The sequence below is a fragment of the Nostoc sp. DedSLP03 genome, assembly GCF_034530815.1.
Classification (GTDB): Bacteria; Cyanobacteriota; Cyanobacteriia; order Cyanobacteriales; family Nostocaceae; genus Nostoc.
Window position 1 is genome coordinate 1 of the sequence record NZ_JAVRCK010000050.1, and the last position, 16,903, is coordinate 16,903.

A 16,903-nucleotide genomic window follows, 5' to 3' on the forward strand; every position below is an offset into this window, starting at 1 on the left:
ATAAGTCAAACTTTGGTTTTCATATACCACCGCCAAGGCTTGGGGTGTTTTTTCAACTTGCTCCTCAAATAATTGATGGATGCAACGATTGATGGGATGCGCTGCTGAGGTAGCATTCCACTGTACCAAAAGCAAATCTTGTTCTGCTGAAGTTAGTAGCGGTAACTCGCCTGGGGTGCGATGAGGATTGGCGGTAATTCCCTGCAACAAAGTGAGGAAATGGCCAGCCATGCGATCAATAATATCTATATCAAAGCGATCGCGATCGTAGTAAATTTTTACGGTCATTTCCTCGCCAGGAATTGCCAGCAATGTGAGAGGATAATTGGTTTGTCCTCTGTCTTGTAGTTCCCCAATGCTTAAGTTTCCAGGAAGTTGTTGCAACGTTACATTTACAGGATAGTTTTCAAATACAACCAGGCTTTCAAACAAAAGTTGAGTGCGAGGAACTTCACTTACGCCTTGAATATCTACCAGTGGAGTGTATGAATACTGCTCCCGTTCGGTGTACTCTTGTTGCAACAACCGCAGCCAGGTTAACAAATCGGTTGTATCCGGGATTTTCACCCGTGCGGGTAATGTATTAATGAACAATCCCACCATCGACTCCACACCAGATAAAGTAGGTGGGCGACCAAATACAGTAGTGCCAAAAACTACGTCAGACTCGCCACTATAGCGACTTAGTAACAGCCCCCAAGCTGCTTGTACCAAGGTGGCAAGTGTCAGATGATGTTGCTGGGCAAAAGATTTTAAGGTAGTTGTCGTCTCGGCTGATAGATGTTGCGATCGCACCTCAATATTTTGCTGTTGGTGAGAACTCTGTTTTAGCGATCGTTCAACTATCAAAGGCGTAGGTGCAGTAAACCCCTCAAGATTTTGTTGCCAGAAAGCCTTCGCTCCAGCCAAATCTTGCTGTTGCAACCAATTAATATAATCTCGGTAAGGACGACTGGGAGCTAAATATAACTGTTGACCGTTCTGAATTGATTCATATAAAGCAAACAATTCTTTGAAGATAATCGGCCAACTCCAGCCATCAACTAATAGGTGATGAAAACTCCAGATAAACTCATAAGTTTCATCAGCTACGCGAATTAAAACAAAGCGCATTAATGGAGCTTTGTCAAGTTCAAAACCTTGTTTTCTATCTGAATCTAAAAAAGAATTGAGCCGGATTTCTTGCTCCTGCTGAGGAAACATTCGCCAGTCTAAATTAGACCAAGGCAAATTCACTTGTTTACGCACCACCTGAACTGCTTGTTTGCGATTCTTCCAAACAAAAAGAGTCCGCAAAGCAGAATGTCGCTCTACTAAAAGTTGCCAAGCTCGTTCAAATATACCTGAATCTAAATTGCCATGAATAGTTAATTTAAACTGCTCAAAATATATTGTTGATTCCGGCTCATAGAGAGTATGAAAGAGTATTCCCTCCTGCGTAGGTGAAAGGGGATAAATAGATTCAATATCTTTACTAGAACTTTTTTTTTGTACAACTACCATTGTTTTTTAAAGATGATATTAATTATGTTATTGCGATTTTCATTTAAGCGAGGTATAAAACCAATGTTTTTTAACGCAGAGGAGCGCAGAGTCAAGCGCAAAGGTACGCAAAGGTTTGCCCAATTTTATTAGCAATGTATTAATAACCTCTGGGCTTCTGCGGTTCGTTTACAAAAAGTAATTTTCATAAATCAAATAGAACTTATATAACCTAAAAACTTACCAAATTTATTAAAAAGCAGACGTTGACAATCCGCCATCTACCGGAATAGTAACACCTGTAATATAACTAGCACATTCTGACGCTAGAAAAGCCACCAAATTAGCAACCTCACTAGAAAAACCGCGACGACCAAGAGGAATCATCTTATTCGTTCCTTCAATGATTGAATCAACCGTTCGACCTTCCTGTTCGGCAAATACTTCTAAATATTCTCTATGCCTTGGAGTATCAATCAGACCAGGATTTACACAGGTAATTAAAACATTCCACTTAGCAACTTGCGAAGCAACAGTTTTAGTAAAATTGATTAATCCAGCATTCGCCACTCCCGATTTAACAAGACGACTAGAAGGTTCTTTCCCTGATGTCCCAACAATATTGATAATGCGCCCCCATTGCTGACTTTTCATCGTCGGTAGCACTAAATTCGTCATGCGAATATAGCCCATTAACTTGCCTTCAAAGACAGACAACCAATCTTCATCAGATAGATTTTCTACTGCTTCATTAGAAAAACTAGCCCCTTCTGAATTATTGACTAATATATCAATTTTGCCAAATTGGTTGAGAGCTTCTTGGACTAAGTTTTGAGAATCACTTGGATTTTGCACATCAGCAGAAATCGGGACAATTTTTGCTTGAGAATCAATCAAACCTTGATAAGCTTGTTCTAACCGCTCAGAATTTCTCCCACAAATTATTAACTGACAACCTTCTGCTGCCAGCTTTTGGGCAACGCTATAACCTATGCCAGCACTTGCTCCGGTCACTAAAGCTACTTTTTGTGTTAATCCTAAATCCATGATGAATATTCCTTTAGGAAGTAGTTAGCGCTGTCTTAGAAAAACTATCTTTCAGCGAAAAATGAGAGCGAGGTTTAATCACAAGTTCAATCAAAGATACTGTTTCATCAGAAGAATTATATCCTCCATAAACAACATCAGCAGGAACATAATAAACACTACCATATTCTACCTGTTGCTGTTGTTCTGCAACTGCGATCGTCAATTTATCATTCAGGACTATTCCCATTATTTCATCAGCCGATTGGCGAATTGGGATTATTCCTTTGGGAGGAATTTGAGTGATAATAATCTTAAACCAAGAACCAACAACAGACTTACACTCAAAACTTGTAACTTCATCTTGAGTTGATGTAACTTTCAGAATAGCCTCCTCAGCTTCCTCAGAATTTGTGATGCGTTTCACATCAAACGCTAACGCTATTTCTGAGAAAGGGTTGATAGAACCATGAAGAACATTAGAACCAGCTACATAAACTTGCTCGAATGGCTCCAGAATTTCTTTAGTACCGTTGAGGTTAAATTCCAAACGTCCCGCAATTTGCATTCCAATTTGGCTTTCGGGATGTCGATGCAATTCAAAAATAGCTCCTGGGGGAATAGAAGCTAATTGCACAACTGTGTCTTGACATTGAAATGCGATTAACTCAACATCAGAATTAATTTTGATGATTTTTGGCTGAGGAAAATATTTAGACATTATTTTCTGCTAATTTTTTCTGAAAAATTGACCAACTCATCTGGATATTTCCGTAGGTTGAAATAAACTCTAAATCGTAGGCTTTAACAGCATTCTCATTAGTAATAGCCAAATCAGCTAAACCCTGCATTACTTGAATTGCTGAATCGCTGGTAGAAGGAGACAAATCCACTTGTATTTGTGTTCGATCTTGAGAATCTGGCAAGAGTTCTCTTAACAGAGGTAACGGAGCAGGATGAGTAACAATTCTAGATCCGTTGAAAACTACCTCTGTATTTTTTTTCTTAGCCAATCCATAAACTGGAGTAGGATATATAAAAATGAAGCCTAGCTCAAAACTTGGCTCCATATAAAACTCATTAATACGGTCGTAAGCATGAGGAACTAAAGCCAAATCCACCTTGTCTTGCAGCAAAGCTTCTCTAACATCTGTAAAACTATCAAACAACTGAGTTGATACAGTAAATTGTTTTGAGAGCAGTTGATTAGTTATGTACTGGGAAGCATAATCGCTACTAGTAGCACTAGGCCCTAAAGTACCTATAACTAAATTTTTGGCAGGAGGGATACGAGGTTTAAATTCAATCTGAAATTCCAGCATAGTTTTTCCTGAGTACTCACAACGATCTTTTTTGGTAACGAGTTATTGGCAGCTTAGTTATAAATAACCTCCTGAAACTTAGTTGATTTACAGAAAACCTTGTTAAAACAGAAACCGGATTTCTAGATGTGGACTACTTCATTGAATTTCTGCTAGCAGTTCGTCCAAAGCTTCTTGGCTAAACTCAACTTCCGGGAAATCTGAAGGAGTATAACCACCGGCCTCTGGGGATAAACAGTGGACAATAATAGCTTCTAAAGCTTCTATATACTCATTAGCCAGATTTTCTACAGTGGCCCAGCTATGGAAATGCTCGCTATATTGCCATTCCAGTTTCAGCCTTCCTTCAACGACTAATCCATTTACAGTTAACAAATGATGGCGCTGTCCTTTAGGGCTGTGAATTGAACCGCTAGACTCTTGAGCATATTTCCAGCCAAGGGTTGCTAACTGCGTTTGGTCAAATTGACCCAAGTAGTTAAAGCTCACCTCAGCTCGGGGTAGGACTTGTATAGATAGTTTTTCTCCCCTGCTCCCCCGGTTACTGAGCGCAGTCGAAGTATGCTCCCCTGCTCCCCTGCTCCCCGCTCCCTGCTCAAGAGCTTTTTCACTGCGATCGCTCTCATCCAGGCTAAGATAGCGCCAGATGCCATAATCAATACCCCGGTTGGGAATACGTCGCAGTTGCTCTTTTACCGACTTGAGAACCTCTCCGGGATCGAAACGATCCTCAAGTTTTAACAGCACGGGGAATATAGTAGTAAACCAGCCTACAGTACGAGACAAGTCCACATCCTCAAACAAGTCCTCTCGTCCATGACCTTCTAAGTCAATCAATAAGGAGTAAGAACCTGTCCAACGAGTGAAAGTTTGCACTAACGCTGTCAGCAGCACATCGTTAATTTGAGTATTGTAAGCTCCAGGGACATCCTGTAATAGAGCGCGAGTCTGTTCTACACTCAGGTATACAGATACAATCCGACTGGAAGCTACAGTATTATCTTGGGCAACAGCAGCATAATCCAACGGTAAAGGAGCAATTGGGAACTGCATTGAGTCCAGCCAGTAATCTAGCTGTGAGTATTCTTGAGTGCGGGCATAATCCTGCAATCGCATTGCCCAATCTTTAAAGGATATGGTTTTTGCAGGTAGTTGGATACTTTTGCCAACTTCTAATTGTTTGTATGCCTCAGATAAGTCTTCTAGTAAAATCCGCCACGAGATCCCATCGACAACCAAGTGATGGATGACGATGAGTAAACGTCCGGGAGAATTGCCTAATTGAAACAGAACGACCCGCATTAGCGGCCCATCTGCTAAGTTCAGCGTTCTTTGTGCTTCGTCTGCCCTTGCTTCAATTGTCCTTAACTGTTCTGCTTGGGGCAGATAGGACAAATCTGCAATACCCAACGATACGCCATCGCTCACATCACTGTTGTACTGCTGCCATTGCCCCTCCTGCTGCACAAACCGCAGGCGTAAAGCATCGTGATGGTACAGTAACTTTTGTAGTGCCTGCTTTAATAATTCCGGTTGCAAATTTGCGGGAACTTCTAGCAGAAAGGATTGGTTAAAGTGATGAGGTTCCGGCAGATTTTGCTCAAAGAACCAGTGCTGAATCGGTGTTAGAGGGACAACCCCTGTAACTAAACTTTGTTCTGATTGAACCAAGTTAATTGTACCAGCAACAGCAGCTAATTCAGCAATTGTTTGGTGTTGAAAAAGTTGTTTCGGAGTCAACTTGAGTCCGGCTTGATTAGCTTTAGCGATAATTTGCATACTAATGATGGAATCTCCGCCCAATTCAAAGAAATTGTCGTGGATACCGACTTGTTTTAGTACTAAAACATCCCGCCAAATCTTTGCTAAGACTTCTTGAGTGTGGGTGTAGGGAGAGACAAAGCCAGTTGATTCATCGAACTCGAACTCTGGTACTGGTAATGCACGACGATCTACTTTGCCGTTTGGGGTAATCGGCAAAGCTTCTAGAACTGTGAAGGATGCAGGTATCATGTAACTGGGAAGCTTTGACTTGAGAAACAGGCGTAACTCATTACTGGTTGGCTGTGTCAATTCTGGGATGATATATGCTGCCAAACTTTTAATACTAGGTTTATCTTCTCTGGCAAGCACAACAGCATCGCGTACCTGTGGGTGTTGAGTCAAAGCCGCCTCAATTTCGGAAAGTTCAATGCGAAAGCCACGAATTTTAACTTGGTTATCAATGCGACCCAAGAATTCTATATTGCCATCGGCTTGGTAGCGAACCAAATCGCCTGTTTTATATAAAAGTGCTGAGTGCTGAATTGTCCCCCTGCTCCCTGCTCCCTGCTCCCCTGCCCCTCTGCCTTTTTGGAAAGGGTTAGTAATGAATCTTTCAGCCGTCAGGTCGGGACGGTGGAGATAACCCCGTGCCAAGCTTTCACCACCGATGTACAATTCTCCAGTCACACCAATGGGTACAGGCTGCAACAGGGAATCGAGTATATAAACTTGGGTATTAGCGATCGCCCGCCCAATCGCAGGTGGTATATAGTCTTGTTGTCTTTTAGGAACAGTACCAGAGGTTGCAACTACAGTATTCTCTGTTGGCCCGTAATTATTCACCACGTCAAAGGGATGAGCAGCCGAAGGATATTGATGAAGTTGATCCCCACCTGTGAGCAAAGTCCGCAAAGCAGCATTCGCCGGCCAATTTAATGATAGAATTTTCTCGACCATTGGTGTCGGTAAGAAACTAATGGTTATTGCCTTTGACAACAACCAGTCTCGTAGTTGCTCAGGGTAAAGCCGGGTTTCATCATTGGGAAAGTGAATGCTAGCTCCAGCAGTCAGATAAGGCCAGATTTCCCAACCACAAGCGTCAAATGCGACTCCCGCAATTTGTGTTGCTCGGTCAAGGGGCGACACTGCAAAAGCTTGTTGATGCCAAAAGACGAGATTTAACAATCGTCGATGTTCAATTTGCACTCCTTTGGGTTTGCCAGTGGAACCGGAAGTGTAAATCACATAAGCCAGATTGTCAATTGTCGCTGTATGGAGTAAATTCTCTACACTGCTGCTGAAGATTGCTGTGTCGCTATCCAGACAAATCACCTGCGCTTGATGTGACGGTAGCGTTGCGACCAAGCTTTCCTGGGTCAACAGTACTTTAACTTGGGCATCTTCTAGCATAAACGCCAACCGCTCTTGAGGATACGCCGGGTCAAGCGGTACATAAGCCCCACCAGCCTTGAGAATGCCCAGCAATCCTACTATCATTAAAGGCGATCGCTCAACACAAATTCCTACCAATACTTCTGCACCAACACCTAAAGATTGCAGATAATGCGCTAATTGATTGGCGCGGAGGTTCAACTGTTGGTATGTCAGAGACTCGTCCTCATAGACTACAGCTAATGCATTTGGTGTTTTTTCAACCTGCTCTTCAAATAACTGATGGATGCATTTGCTCTGAGGATAAGGCGTATAAGTATCATTCCATTCCACTAGCAACTGATGACGTTCGCACTCACTCAATAGTGGTAACTCAGCAATAGGTTGATTGGGATTAGCAATAATCGCTGCTAACAAAGTCTGGAAATGACTTGTCATCCTCGCAATGGTATCTGGCTCAAAGAGATCGCTGTTATATTCCCACGAACCCATCAATCCCGCTTTTGTCTGCCAAACTGCCAAGCTCAAATCAAACTGAGATGTCTCCCTTTTTACCAGTTGGGGAGTCAAGGTAAGATTAGGCAACTCTAATGTATCTAACGAGAAATTCTCTAAGACAAACATCACCTGAAAAAGGGGATTGTAGCTAAGAGAACGTTCTGGTTGCAACGCTTCTACTACTTGTTCAAAAGGAACATCTTGGTGAGTGTAAGCAGAGGTTGCAACTTGTCGCACTTGAGAGAGAAACTCAGAGAAACTGGGATTTCCCTCAATCCGGTGACGCAGTACCAATGTATTGACAAAAAAGCCAATCAATGGTTCTATATCTTTGCGGTTGCGGTTGGCGATCGCGCTACCGATGCAGATATCATCCTGACCGCTGTAACGAAACATTAAAACTACGAAAGCCGCCAGTAGGGTATGAAATAAGGTAGCTCCTGACTGTTGGCTGAAAATTTTGATTTGCTTGCTCAAATTCTGGTCAATTTGAAATTCTTTGGTAGCACCACAAAAAGTCTGAACGGGGGGACGCGGTTTGTCTGTGGGTAGTTCTAATAAAGGTGTAGCACCAGTTAACTGTTGCTTCCAGTAATTCAGTTGTTGTTTTTGAACTGACTCTGTTAACCACTGTCGCTGCCAAACTGCAAAATCAGCATACTGGATGGGCAACTCAGAAAGGAGCAAAGGAGAACCAAGAGTAAAAGCTCGGTAGAGGGTGGACAACTCTTGGATGAATATCCCCATTGACCAGCCATCTGTGATGATGTGGTGCATAGTCAACACCAGTACATAGGACTCTGACCCCAGCCGCAGTAAAGTAACCCGTAGCAAAGGGTTGTTACTTAAATCAAAAGGTTGGCGAGCTTCTTTTGTGACAATCTGTTGTAGCTCTGATGCTTCTAAACCTTGCAAGTCTAGAACTGGCATAGTGATTGTCAAGCTGGGAGAGATGACCTGTAAGGGTTTTCCATCTACTGCTGGAAATGTTGTTCGCAGAATTTCGTGACGACGGATGATTTCGTTGATACTCTGCTCAAGAGCTTCTGTGTTGAGTACACCTTGAAGGCGTAGCTGGCAACTCTCATTATAAAATGGGCTTTGGCTCTCTAATTGATAGAGAAACCACATCCTCTGCTGGGCAAAGGATAAGGGCAACTCCTCAGAACGCTGTATAGATGGTATTGGCTCAAAGGAGGAGTCTGTTGCAGTTTTAGCTTCTTCTAGAAAAGCCAGGATTTCTGATTTTCGCTCTAGCAGTTGGTTTTTCAGGTCTGGGTTCATCACTTGCTTGGGAGCGCGATAGTTTAACTGGTCGCCTTCCAACCAAATTTTTATACCTAAACTATTTAAATAAGATACAAATTCTATTGTCGTCATTTATAATACGCCTCCCTCATATTCTTCTTCTGCGTCATCAATAGCTACATTCCACTTGCTGACGACAGTTAGCAGCGCCTCAAGACTTTCTCCCAAACCAGCTACAGTTGGGGATGCAAAAAAACGATTTGGCGACAATTCAACCGAAAAAGCCTCGCGCAACCGAGAAATGACTTGGAAGGCTAGCAAAGAATTTCCTCCTAGTTGAAAGAAGTTGTCGTAAATACTAATCTGGGGTATTTTTAAAATTTCTTGCCAGATTTGAGCAATTTGCCGTTCCGTTTCGTTTCGGGGAGCGATCGCTCTTTGAGTTATACCTCTAGCTAATAAGTCTCGATTGATTTCACCATTAGCGGTGAGAGGCATTTGGGATAGTTGCACGAAGTCACAGTTAACGGTTGTTCCGAAGCGATCGCGCACCGTCAAATCTGATAAATCTGGTACGGTAGAACCGTTACTCGTAGTGAAATAAGCAGTTAATTTCTCTAAACCTGGAAACTCAGAGGTGAAACGCCGAATTTTGGGATTGCTGCCATCTAAACCGACTATTAGTTGGGCTTGGTCGTGATATAAACCAGCCAAAAAGGAATATAATCCTTGTTGCAAACTCATCTCATAATAGCCTTGAGCGCGGGTGATTTCTTGCCTCTGATAACCTTTATTGATTCCTATATCACGCCAATTTGTCCAAGCAAAGCAATAGCTGTGCAACCTGCTAACAGAACGTTGATATTGATTAAAGCTTTCCAAAAAATTGTTAGCAGCAGCATAAGCAGAAATTGTTGCTCCACCAAAGAAACTTGCTAAAGACGAAAAGCTAATGAAAACCCCCTGTCCTTGCTTCTTAAGTACCTGATGTAGCACCCAAGTCCCTAACACTTTGGGTTGCAAAATTGCAGATAAACTCTGTGGTGTTTCATTCACTAGCATTTGTTCGTGATAAGTTCCCGCCAGATGAATTACGCCATCCAGTTGACATCCCCAGTTAGCCTTGGCTTTTTCCACCACTTGTTGCACGGCTTGAAAGTCGCAGATATCCACTGCTTCATAAACCACGGAACCAAGCTGCTTTAATTCCTGATAAACCTTGACTTTTTCTAATGAGACATTTGGTAAACGAGTCCGACCTACTAATAATAATTTGGCATTAAAAAACTTAATTAGATATTTAGCAATTTCAACTGCAACGCCTCCAAGCCCACCACTTATCAGATACATTCCCCCCACTTTCAAGGGAAGTTCTTGCTTTGCTTTTCCTTGCAGATTAACTTTTTCTAAACCTGCAATTAAACGCTGTCCATCTCGGTAAGCAATCTCTTGGTCTTTGGATAAAACCTGGAGTTCTTGTAAAACATAGTTACCATCTGCCTGTATTGAATTTGGTGTCAAATCTATGTGACGGCAATTTAACCAGGGTATTTCTTGAGGAATAGTTTTAATGACACCGAGAACTGGAGATTTTTCATAAGCAATCTTGTCTGTTTCTTGCGTATACTGGGTGTAGCTAGAAACAAACAATAACTGTAAATCTGGTAAACTTTGAGTTTTTGCTAGGGCTTGGATAAGAAATAATAAACTGTAAATTCCCTGTTCTTGCGCTTTTTCTAGAGCTGCTAGGCTTGTGATTTCTCCGCCATACTCTTGATAATTCCACAGATGGAGAATCTGGCCAATGGTCTGGTTTTCTGCTTTTATGGTGTCAAGCAATAACTGATAATGCTCTGCATTTTCAGGAGTTAAAAAGAAGTGATGGGAACCTTTTTTAGCAAAATCAGAACCGGGTGAAACACACAGATATGGCAGGTTTTGCTGTTCTAGTTGCTGACAAACAAATGTCCCCAATCCTAACTCGTCGAGGAAGACTATAGTTAGACAACCTTGAGGTAAAGCTTTTATAAGTTTGGCTTGCTTTCGCCGCCAGACTTTTTGATAAAACCAGTCAGGAATAGTATTAGTATTATTTAGTACGATATCAACTTGTTTGATAATATGGTTAAACTCACCTGCACCAAAGCGATCGCGAAGTTGCGATCGCTGAATTTTACCAATAACAGTTTTGGGTATATCTTCTTTAGGTAATAAAATTAAATAATCAGGATTCAACCCGATTTTACTGACGACTGTCTGCCGAATTTTAGTTAGTAGTTCTAATAGTTTTTGGTCTTCTGTAATTGGCGAATTGAAGAAAATAGCTAGTTTCTCTGTTGCACCATCAGCATCGCAGACTGCACAAGCGGCGGTGTAGGACACTTCAATTGCGCCAATTTCTTCAACTACTGCTTCAATTTCATGACTGTAGTAGTTAGCTCCATTGATGATAATGGTTTCTTTGGCGCGACCAGTAACCACCAATTGTCCGTTGGCAATAAATCCTAAATCTCCAGTATCAAACCAGCCGTCTTTTAAAAATGATTGACTGTTGGCATCGTAGTTGTTGTAATATCCTGGAGAAACTGCATCACCTTTGACTTGCAAACGACCTATGGTGTCTTCTCTTAATACAGAGTTGTTATTATCTACTATGCGAATGGTAATTCCAGGAATAACTGAACCTAAATCAGTAAAAATATGATGATTTGGATGGTCTATTTCTACTCGTTTAATAGTACTTTGCAATCTAGATTTGTCTATCCTATGGAACAACAAAGGTGCTTCTTGGTGCGGCTGATAATATGTAATCCCTGAACCCATCTCTGCCATCCCAAAAGCTGGTTTAATTGCCGTTGCTTTGAGTCCGTAAGTAACTAAATTTTCTTGAAAATCCTCCACAGCTTTACTAGATACTGCTTCACCAGCTGTTAGGAGAAATTTTACGCAAGATAAGTTCCAGTTTTGTTCTGGTTCTTGTTTGAGAGAGTTATTAACTATGGCGTAAGCAAAGTTGGGGGCCCAGCTATGAGTAATCCGGTATTTATGGATTAAATCCAACCAGTTGAGGATGCGACCTAAGATATATTCTTTTTGGGCATAAACTAGGGTACAACCGATTTCTACACCACGAATATGCCAGTCAGAAATGCTGCCAATGTGATCGAACGGCAGCCAATTCAAAATTACATCTTCTGGCGCGTGTTGATTAAGTTGGTTAGCCCCTCTGGCGCGAGCAATGAGATTTTGATGAGTCAATTGAACGCATTTTGGGATTCCTGTACTGCCAGAAGTTAAGTTAAAAAGAGCTACTTCATTTGGTTGACTTTCGTGATATTGTTTGCTGGCAATGTTGTCTTTTAATGCTTCAATCGTGTCTATTTTTAGGCGTTCTTCTGGTAGCCATTGCGATAGTAATTCTACTTCTTGTTTGAGAGCTTCTGTAGTTAAGATAACTGGACTATCTAAGAACTGCCAAATATGACAAAGCTTATCCACCACCTTGTTTGATTCTCTATAAGTTGGTGACACTTCCACGATCGCAGGTACAAAGCCTCCCAATATGCAGCCCCAAAAAGCTGGAATAATGTCACAGCTAAGTTCCATCTGCAATATGACTTTGTTTTTTGGCTTGAGTCCCAACTTTCTCAAACCGGTAAGAATTCGCTCGGCAATTTCAAGTAACTCAGTGTAGGATTGGCGTAGTTCTGTGCCATCGGGCAACAGGTAAATAATACCCTCACCTGTAGCCTGTTGAGCAGTTCTTTGCAAAACTTCCGGTAAGGTAATAGGTGCATTGCGATCGTTCGGGAGAATACCACCGTGGCTGATGGCAAATGGTTTTAGTTCTGAGAAATATTGTTGTGTATTGGGCTGAGAGTCTTTGAGGATTGGGGAAAAGTTTGCGATCGCATTTTTGTTTTGCCAATCTGGGAGCAAATCTGACAAATGGAGTGAGGGGATCTGCTTTCTCAACTCCTGTATCACTACCACTGCCTGTTCGATTTTATAATGAGAATTAAGTTCCTTTTCTACTTGCTCTATTAAACTTTCATCAATAACAGGAATATTACTCAAAGCTAATTCGTCTACCTCTCCTGTGGCAGTTAAAGGTAGATTGGACACTGATACAATAGCTCTTGGTAGTAATGCTTCATCGCATATATCTTGAAGATAAAAGCGAATTTCTTCTAGCAAAACATTTGAGCTTGAAACAATATATAGTATGACTTCTATAGAAGATATTTTCTTAACAATTACTGTACATTCGTTTATTGAAGTTTTCTCCAATAAAACTAATTCAAAATCAGTTTTGATTTGCTGTATTTTCTCCAAACTTAAACTTTTTTTTTCTGAAAAATTCATTTGATTATCAACCCATACTGTTATAAGTGGTGGTTAAAAACTATAAATTGAATGAATTAGTGCAGAATAAGTTTTTAGGTTTTAATTTCTTCCTATTTAAATATACTTTCATGCGGCATTGCATTATTTTGAATAATGGCCTTTGAGTGTTTAATCCGGTATAAATCGGACTCAGAGGCCATTTTATTATTTGAGAGCAATTAAGCGCGATCGCACTTAATTTAGTAACATTTTGTTGGCAGTCTCAACAAATGTAACAGGAAAATTATTCCTCGACGATTTCAATTGTCTTTGGCGGCTGAACCTCTTCAAAATTATCAGTGATTGTTGGGTTCAGTTCATTTTTTAGTTTGAGTTTTAGATCCTCTGTAATGGGTAAATCTTTAATTTCTTTGAGGAGATATCTCACAGATTCGGTTTTGCGACGTTCTACATAAATATTCTTGAGAACTGCTTCAATTCCAAATCCCGCTATAGCCTCTCCTACAAGTGTTGTCAAACCAAGCACACCTAGACCGCCGATGATGCCAAGCGGGCCTCCCAACCCCGCCAGGGCAGCTACAACGCCGTAACCACCCGCCATACCTGTTGCAGAAATTGCAATTACCAGAAGTATGCCAGGAAGACCCAAAGCAGCGATTTTTTTAACGACTTCATCCATTGGAATTACCTCAAATCCTTACATTCTTGGTTAAATCTTGATTAAGGGTAATAGAATTTATTCACCCTTACTTGCTAGCTTAGTACTTAATCGAGATGGTGACTAATTTTTACTTTTACAAAACTGAGTGCTGAGTGCTGAGTTAGGAGTTAGAAGTAGAGACGCGATTAATCGCGTCTGTACAAAAATTAGGAGTTATGAGTTATGAGTTTTTTTTATCTCCTTGTCTCCCTTGTCTCCCTTGTCCCCCTGCTCCCTGCTCCCTGCTCCCCTGCCTCTTTTTTAGGCTGACAAAATACTACATAACTCATCGATTTGTTGACTTCTTTCTGTAATCAATCGATGGGCTATAGTTTGTAGCTGACGAATATTTTCTGATTTGACATTATCTATGTCTTCTAACTCACCTGTGAGGAATGTTTGAAATCTATAATAAGAGCCTCTGATTTCTTTTTCAGTAGACTCAAATAAGTGTTCTAATTCTCCAGCTACAACTTCACTACCACCGTCCAGAACAATGTTTAAAAGAGGTTTTACCCATTGCAATTGTCCCCAATTTTTGACATCGTTATACTTGTAGACACTCGTCAGGGAACCTGTACCCAAGGAAACTAATAAGATATCGTTGGTATGTAGCGCTGTTCTTTGAGCTTGTCTACTGATTTTCGCTTCTGTAATCGCCAAGCTTGCTGGATTATTAGCAACCAATCCTCCATCTACTAAATTATAGAAGCCACTAGGATTATGGGAAGTCGCAACTCGATAGGGAGGAAAATAAGTAGGTGTCGCACTAGTTGCCATTGCCGCATCTTTGAGTGTAAAACCGACACTCACCTTCCGAAACTTTTTAGATTCTATCTGTTGTTTTTCGATTTTGTTGGTAAAGAATATCGGAATTCGCTGTTCGATATCGTAGCTAGTGACAAAAACTTCTTTAAGATTATTTTCTAGAGGGCTATTACCAAAATATTTGTTGATAATTTCCTCTCTGCCATCAGACGCATATTTGGGCTGACTAAACATATCTTCAAGAGGGCCGAGCAGATGTTCAAAAAATGGCTCGTAAAATATCTCAGCCCCATATTCGACATATAATTTGACCATCTGTTCGGCACTGTACTGAGCTTGTGGCTCACTTTCAGGTATAGATGGATCTAAACTTAATTGAGGTTTAGTCAATCCTAGTGCCAGAATTCCTCCGGTTGAAGTGCCTGCAATTAAGTCGAATAAACTAAAAATCGGTTTTTTTGTGCGCTTTTCAATTTCTGCTAATATTATCGCTGGGATAATGCCTCGAATACCGCCTCCATCAATGGAAAGAATTTTATATCTAGGATTGGCTGTAGTAATCATAGTTTTTTGCGATCGCTCCTGAGTTAATTTTTGTGGTTTTTTGGGCTGTTGGATATCGGCTATAACTTGACTTTCAGTTGCTTGAGCTATTTCGATTTTCTCCTCCTGCTTTGGCTGGGAAGTTTGAATGTTGGTATTTTCACTCTGCTTCTTTGCCCCTTTTTTTCCCTTTCCTCTAGTCGAGGCTGCGGGAGAGGGAGTTACAAGAACGGCGTTTTCTACATCTGGGGAAACCTCAATGGATTGCTGCAAGTCAGCTTGGCCAACAGCAGTTAGTTCAGTGGAGAAAACCTCTGCAACTGACTGGTTCTCTTCTGGGGAATTGCTTGTTGTCTGGCTCTGGTTCGATGATTGGGTAATTCCAAATGGAATTTCTGCTAAACCCCAACTGGGATTACCATGCAAAGTTCCATTATGAGTATTTTCAGTCTGGTCTTTTACGGTGGTTCCTTCTCCTTCGTTTAAGATCCAATAAGCGACTAATCCTTGTTCATTCCCGACTAGAGGCCCAGAGCGGTGTGTTTGGATTTCTACTGGCGGACAAGGGTAATTCCAGACGCTAATGTTAGCTAATTGACCTGTGAAATATATACTGTTGTGTAAAGTCGCGCCCAGAGTTACAGGACTAGTTGCTTTGTTTAAAGAGTCACCTGTCAAATAGCCAAAATACTCATGCTCATCAAGGTGTATAGTCAGTTGACCCCGATTAAAAACAATAGCAAAGAAGTGCCATTGTCCGACAGTTAATTCTCCATTACCAAAGGTTTTGATAACCTTCTCAACCTTCTCATCAATATATATATCTAGGTTTCCTGATTCATTGATGCCAAACTCAAAGTTATCACTATATCGGTCTGAGGAACGGGCAAAAAAAACATTGTGCGTTCCGTATGTAGTGGCTTGATTTTTTAGTTCTTGAGGATTAATCCATCCAGAAATCGTAAAGGCTGAACTCCCCTCAGCAAAAACACCACCAATATCATTCCTGCCAAAATTTATATAATCATCTTGACCATCAAATGTTATAACTGATTGGCTATATACCTGGGTTGTCACGATATTTTAATCTCCAAATAAGAGTAGAACTGAAGAAAGTCCTTAGCGATGATTAAAATAAAATTTTTGGCGTTCGCTTGAATTAATGGGGTGTACTCGGATTCCTATCATCGTCCATCGTCGCACTCTCTACGACTGACTATACCACTATGGCTGCGCTCTTTGTTAGTTCCCATATCTCACTCACCATTAAGATTTTTCCAATTAAAATCTTGGCAAGTATTAAACAAAATGAATAAACCTTTATAAACTTATAACTTATTCAAAACTATAATTTATTACAATTCTGAAAACTTTCAATTATTGCCCAAATATTCAAAATTTATGTTCATTGTATCAGAAACATAGGTTATCTGAATTTTTTAGTCAAGATATCTATCTAAATATTTACTTAAATTTATAAAATTATTATGCTTTAAATCTTTGCGAACAACATTACTTGTTGGCGATTAATTTCTTAACTGTCTTAACTGTCTTAACTGTCTTAACTGTCCTAACTGTCCCAACCGAATTGTTTGAAATGCTGTTGCATTTTATTGAGAAAAATGAGATGATTCTTTAACTGAAATTTTCGGTATGTTAATTTAAAGAAAGTAACTTTGTTTCAACGATATAGGAATCTGTTTTTATTTCTGAAATTATTTGCGTGGTGCGCGTTAGCGTCTCTGGAAGAGAAGCCTCTCCTAGAAAAGCGCAGCGCAAGCGCGATCGGGAGGTAACTCTTAACAGGAGAGAA

8 protein-coding genes are annotated in these 16,903 nt (G+C 40.7%); all 8 read right to left on the minus strand.

All coding sequences use genetic code 11. The annotated features are described in order from the left end of the window. The coding region (locus RM368_RS22665; RefSeq protein WP_322696120.1) for a condensation domain-containing protein at positions 1-1,503 on the minus strand (1,503 nt) is incomplete at its 3' end. A 231-nt stretch (positions 1,504-1,734) separates the two neighbouring features. Next, positions 1,735-2,529, minus strand: a complete 795-nt coding sequence (locus RM368_RS22670; protein WP_322696121.1) for an SDR family oxidoreductase — start codon at positions 2,527-2,529, stop codon at positions 1,735-1,737. Between the two features lie 13 nt (positions 2,530-2,542). Next, entirely contained in the window at positions 2,543-3,229 is a 687-nt protein-coding gene (locus tag RM368_RS22675) for a cupin domain-containing protein (RefSeq protein WP_322696122.1), read from the minus strand. After that, positions 3,222-3,830, minus strand: coding sequence for a LysR family transcriptional regulator (locus tag RM368_RS22680; RefSeq protein ID WP_322696123.1), 609 nt, complete (start codon positions 3,828-3,830; stop codon positions 3,222-3,224). The genes RM368_RS22675 and RM368_RS22680 overlap by 8 nt, the downstream gene beginning before the upstream one ends. 138 nt (positions 3,831-3,968) lie before the next feature. After that, a complete protein-coding gene (locus tag RM368_RS22685) occupies positions 3,969-8,864 on the minus strand; it encodes a non-ribosomal peptide synthetase (protein WP_322696124.1) in 4,896 nt (1,631 codons plus the stop codon). Beyond that, positions 8,865-13,097, minus strand: a complete 4,233-nt coding sequence (locus RM368_RS22690) for an SDR family NAD(P)-dependent oxidoreductase (RefSeq protein ID WP_322696125.1) — start codon at positions 13,095-13,097, stop codon at positions 8,865-8,867. Between the two features lie 265 nt (positions 13,098-13,362). Further along, positions 13,363-13,758, minus strand: a complete 396-nt coding sequence (locus RM368_RS22695; RefSeq protein WP_322696126.1) for a hypothetical protein — start codon at positions 13,756-13,758, stop codon at positions 13,363-13,365. Positions 13,759-14,040: 282 nt separating this feature from the next. Further along, positions 14,041-16,167, minus strand: a complete 2,127-nt coding sequence (locus RM368_RS22700; protein WP_322696127.1) for a patatin-like phospholipase family protein — start codon at positions 16,165-16,167, stop codon at positions 14,041-14,043. Positions 16,168-16,903 lie beyond the last annotated feature (736 nt).

What these genes read in the sequence shown, in the direction of transcription:
- RM368_RS22670 (WP_322696121.1), bottom strand. Translation starts at nt 2,529, where the DNA reads ATGGATTTAGGATTAACACAAAAAGTAGCTTTAGTGACCGGAGCAAGT.
- RM368_RS22675 (WP_322696122.1), bottom strand. Translation starts at nt 3,229, where the DNA reads ATGTCTAAATATTTTCCTCAGCCAAAAATCATCAAAATTAATTCTGAT.
- RM368_RS22680 (WP_322696123.1), bottom strand. Translation starts at nt 3,830, where the DNA reads ATGCTGGAATTTCAGATTGAATTTAAACCTCGTATCCCTCCTGCCAAA.
- RM368_RS22685 (WP_322696124.1), bottom strand. Translation starts at nt 8,864, where the DNA reads ATGACGACAATAGAATTTGTATCTTATTTAAATAGTTTAGGTATAAAA.
- RM368_RS22690 (WP_322696125.1), bottom strand. Translation starts at nt 13,097, where the DNA reads ATGAATTTTTCAGAAAAAAAAAGTTTAAGTTTGGAGAAAATACAGCAA.
- RM368_RS22695 (WP_322696126.1), bottom strand. Translation starts at nt 13,758, where the DNA reads ATGGATGAAGTCGTTAAAAAAATCGCTGCTTTGGGTCTTCCTGGCATA.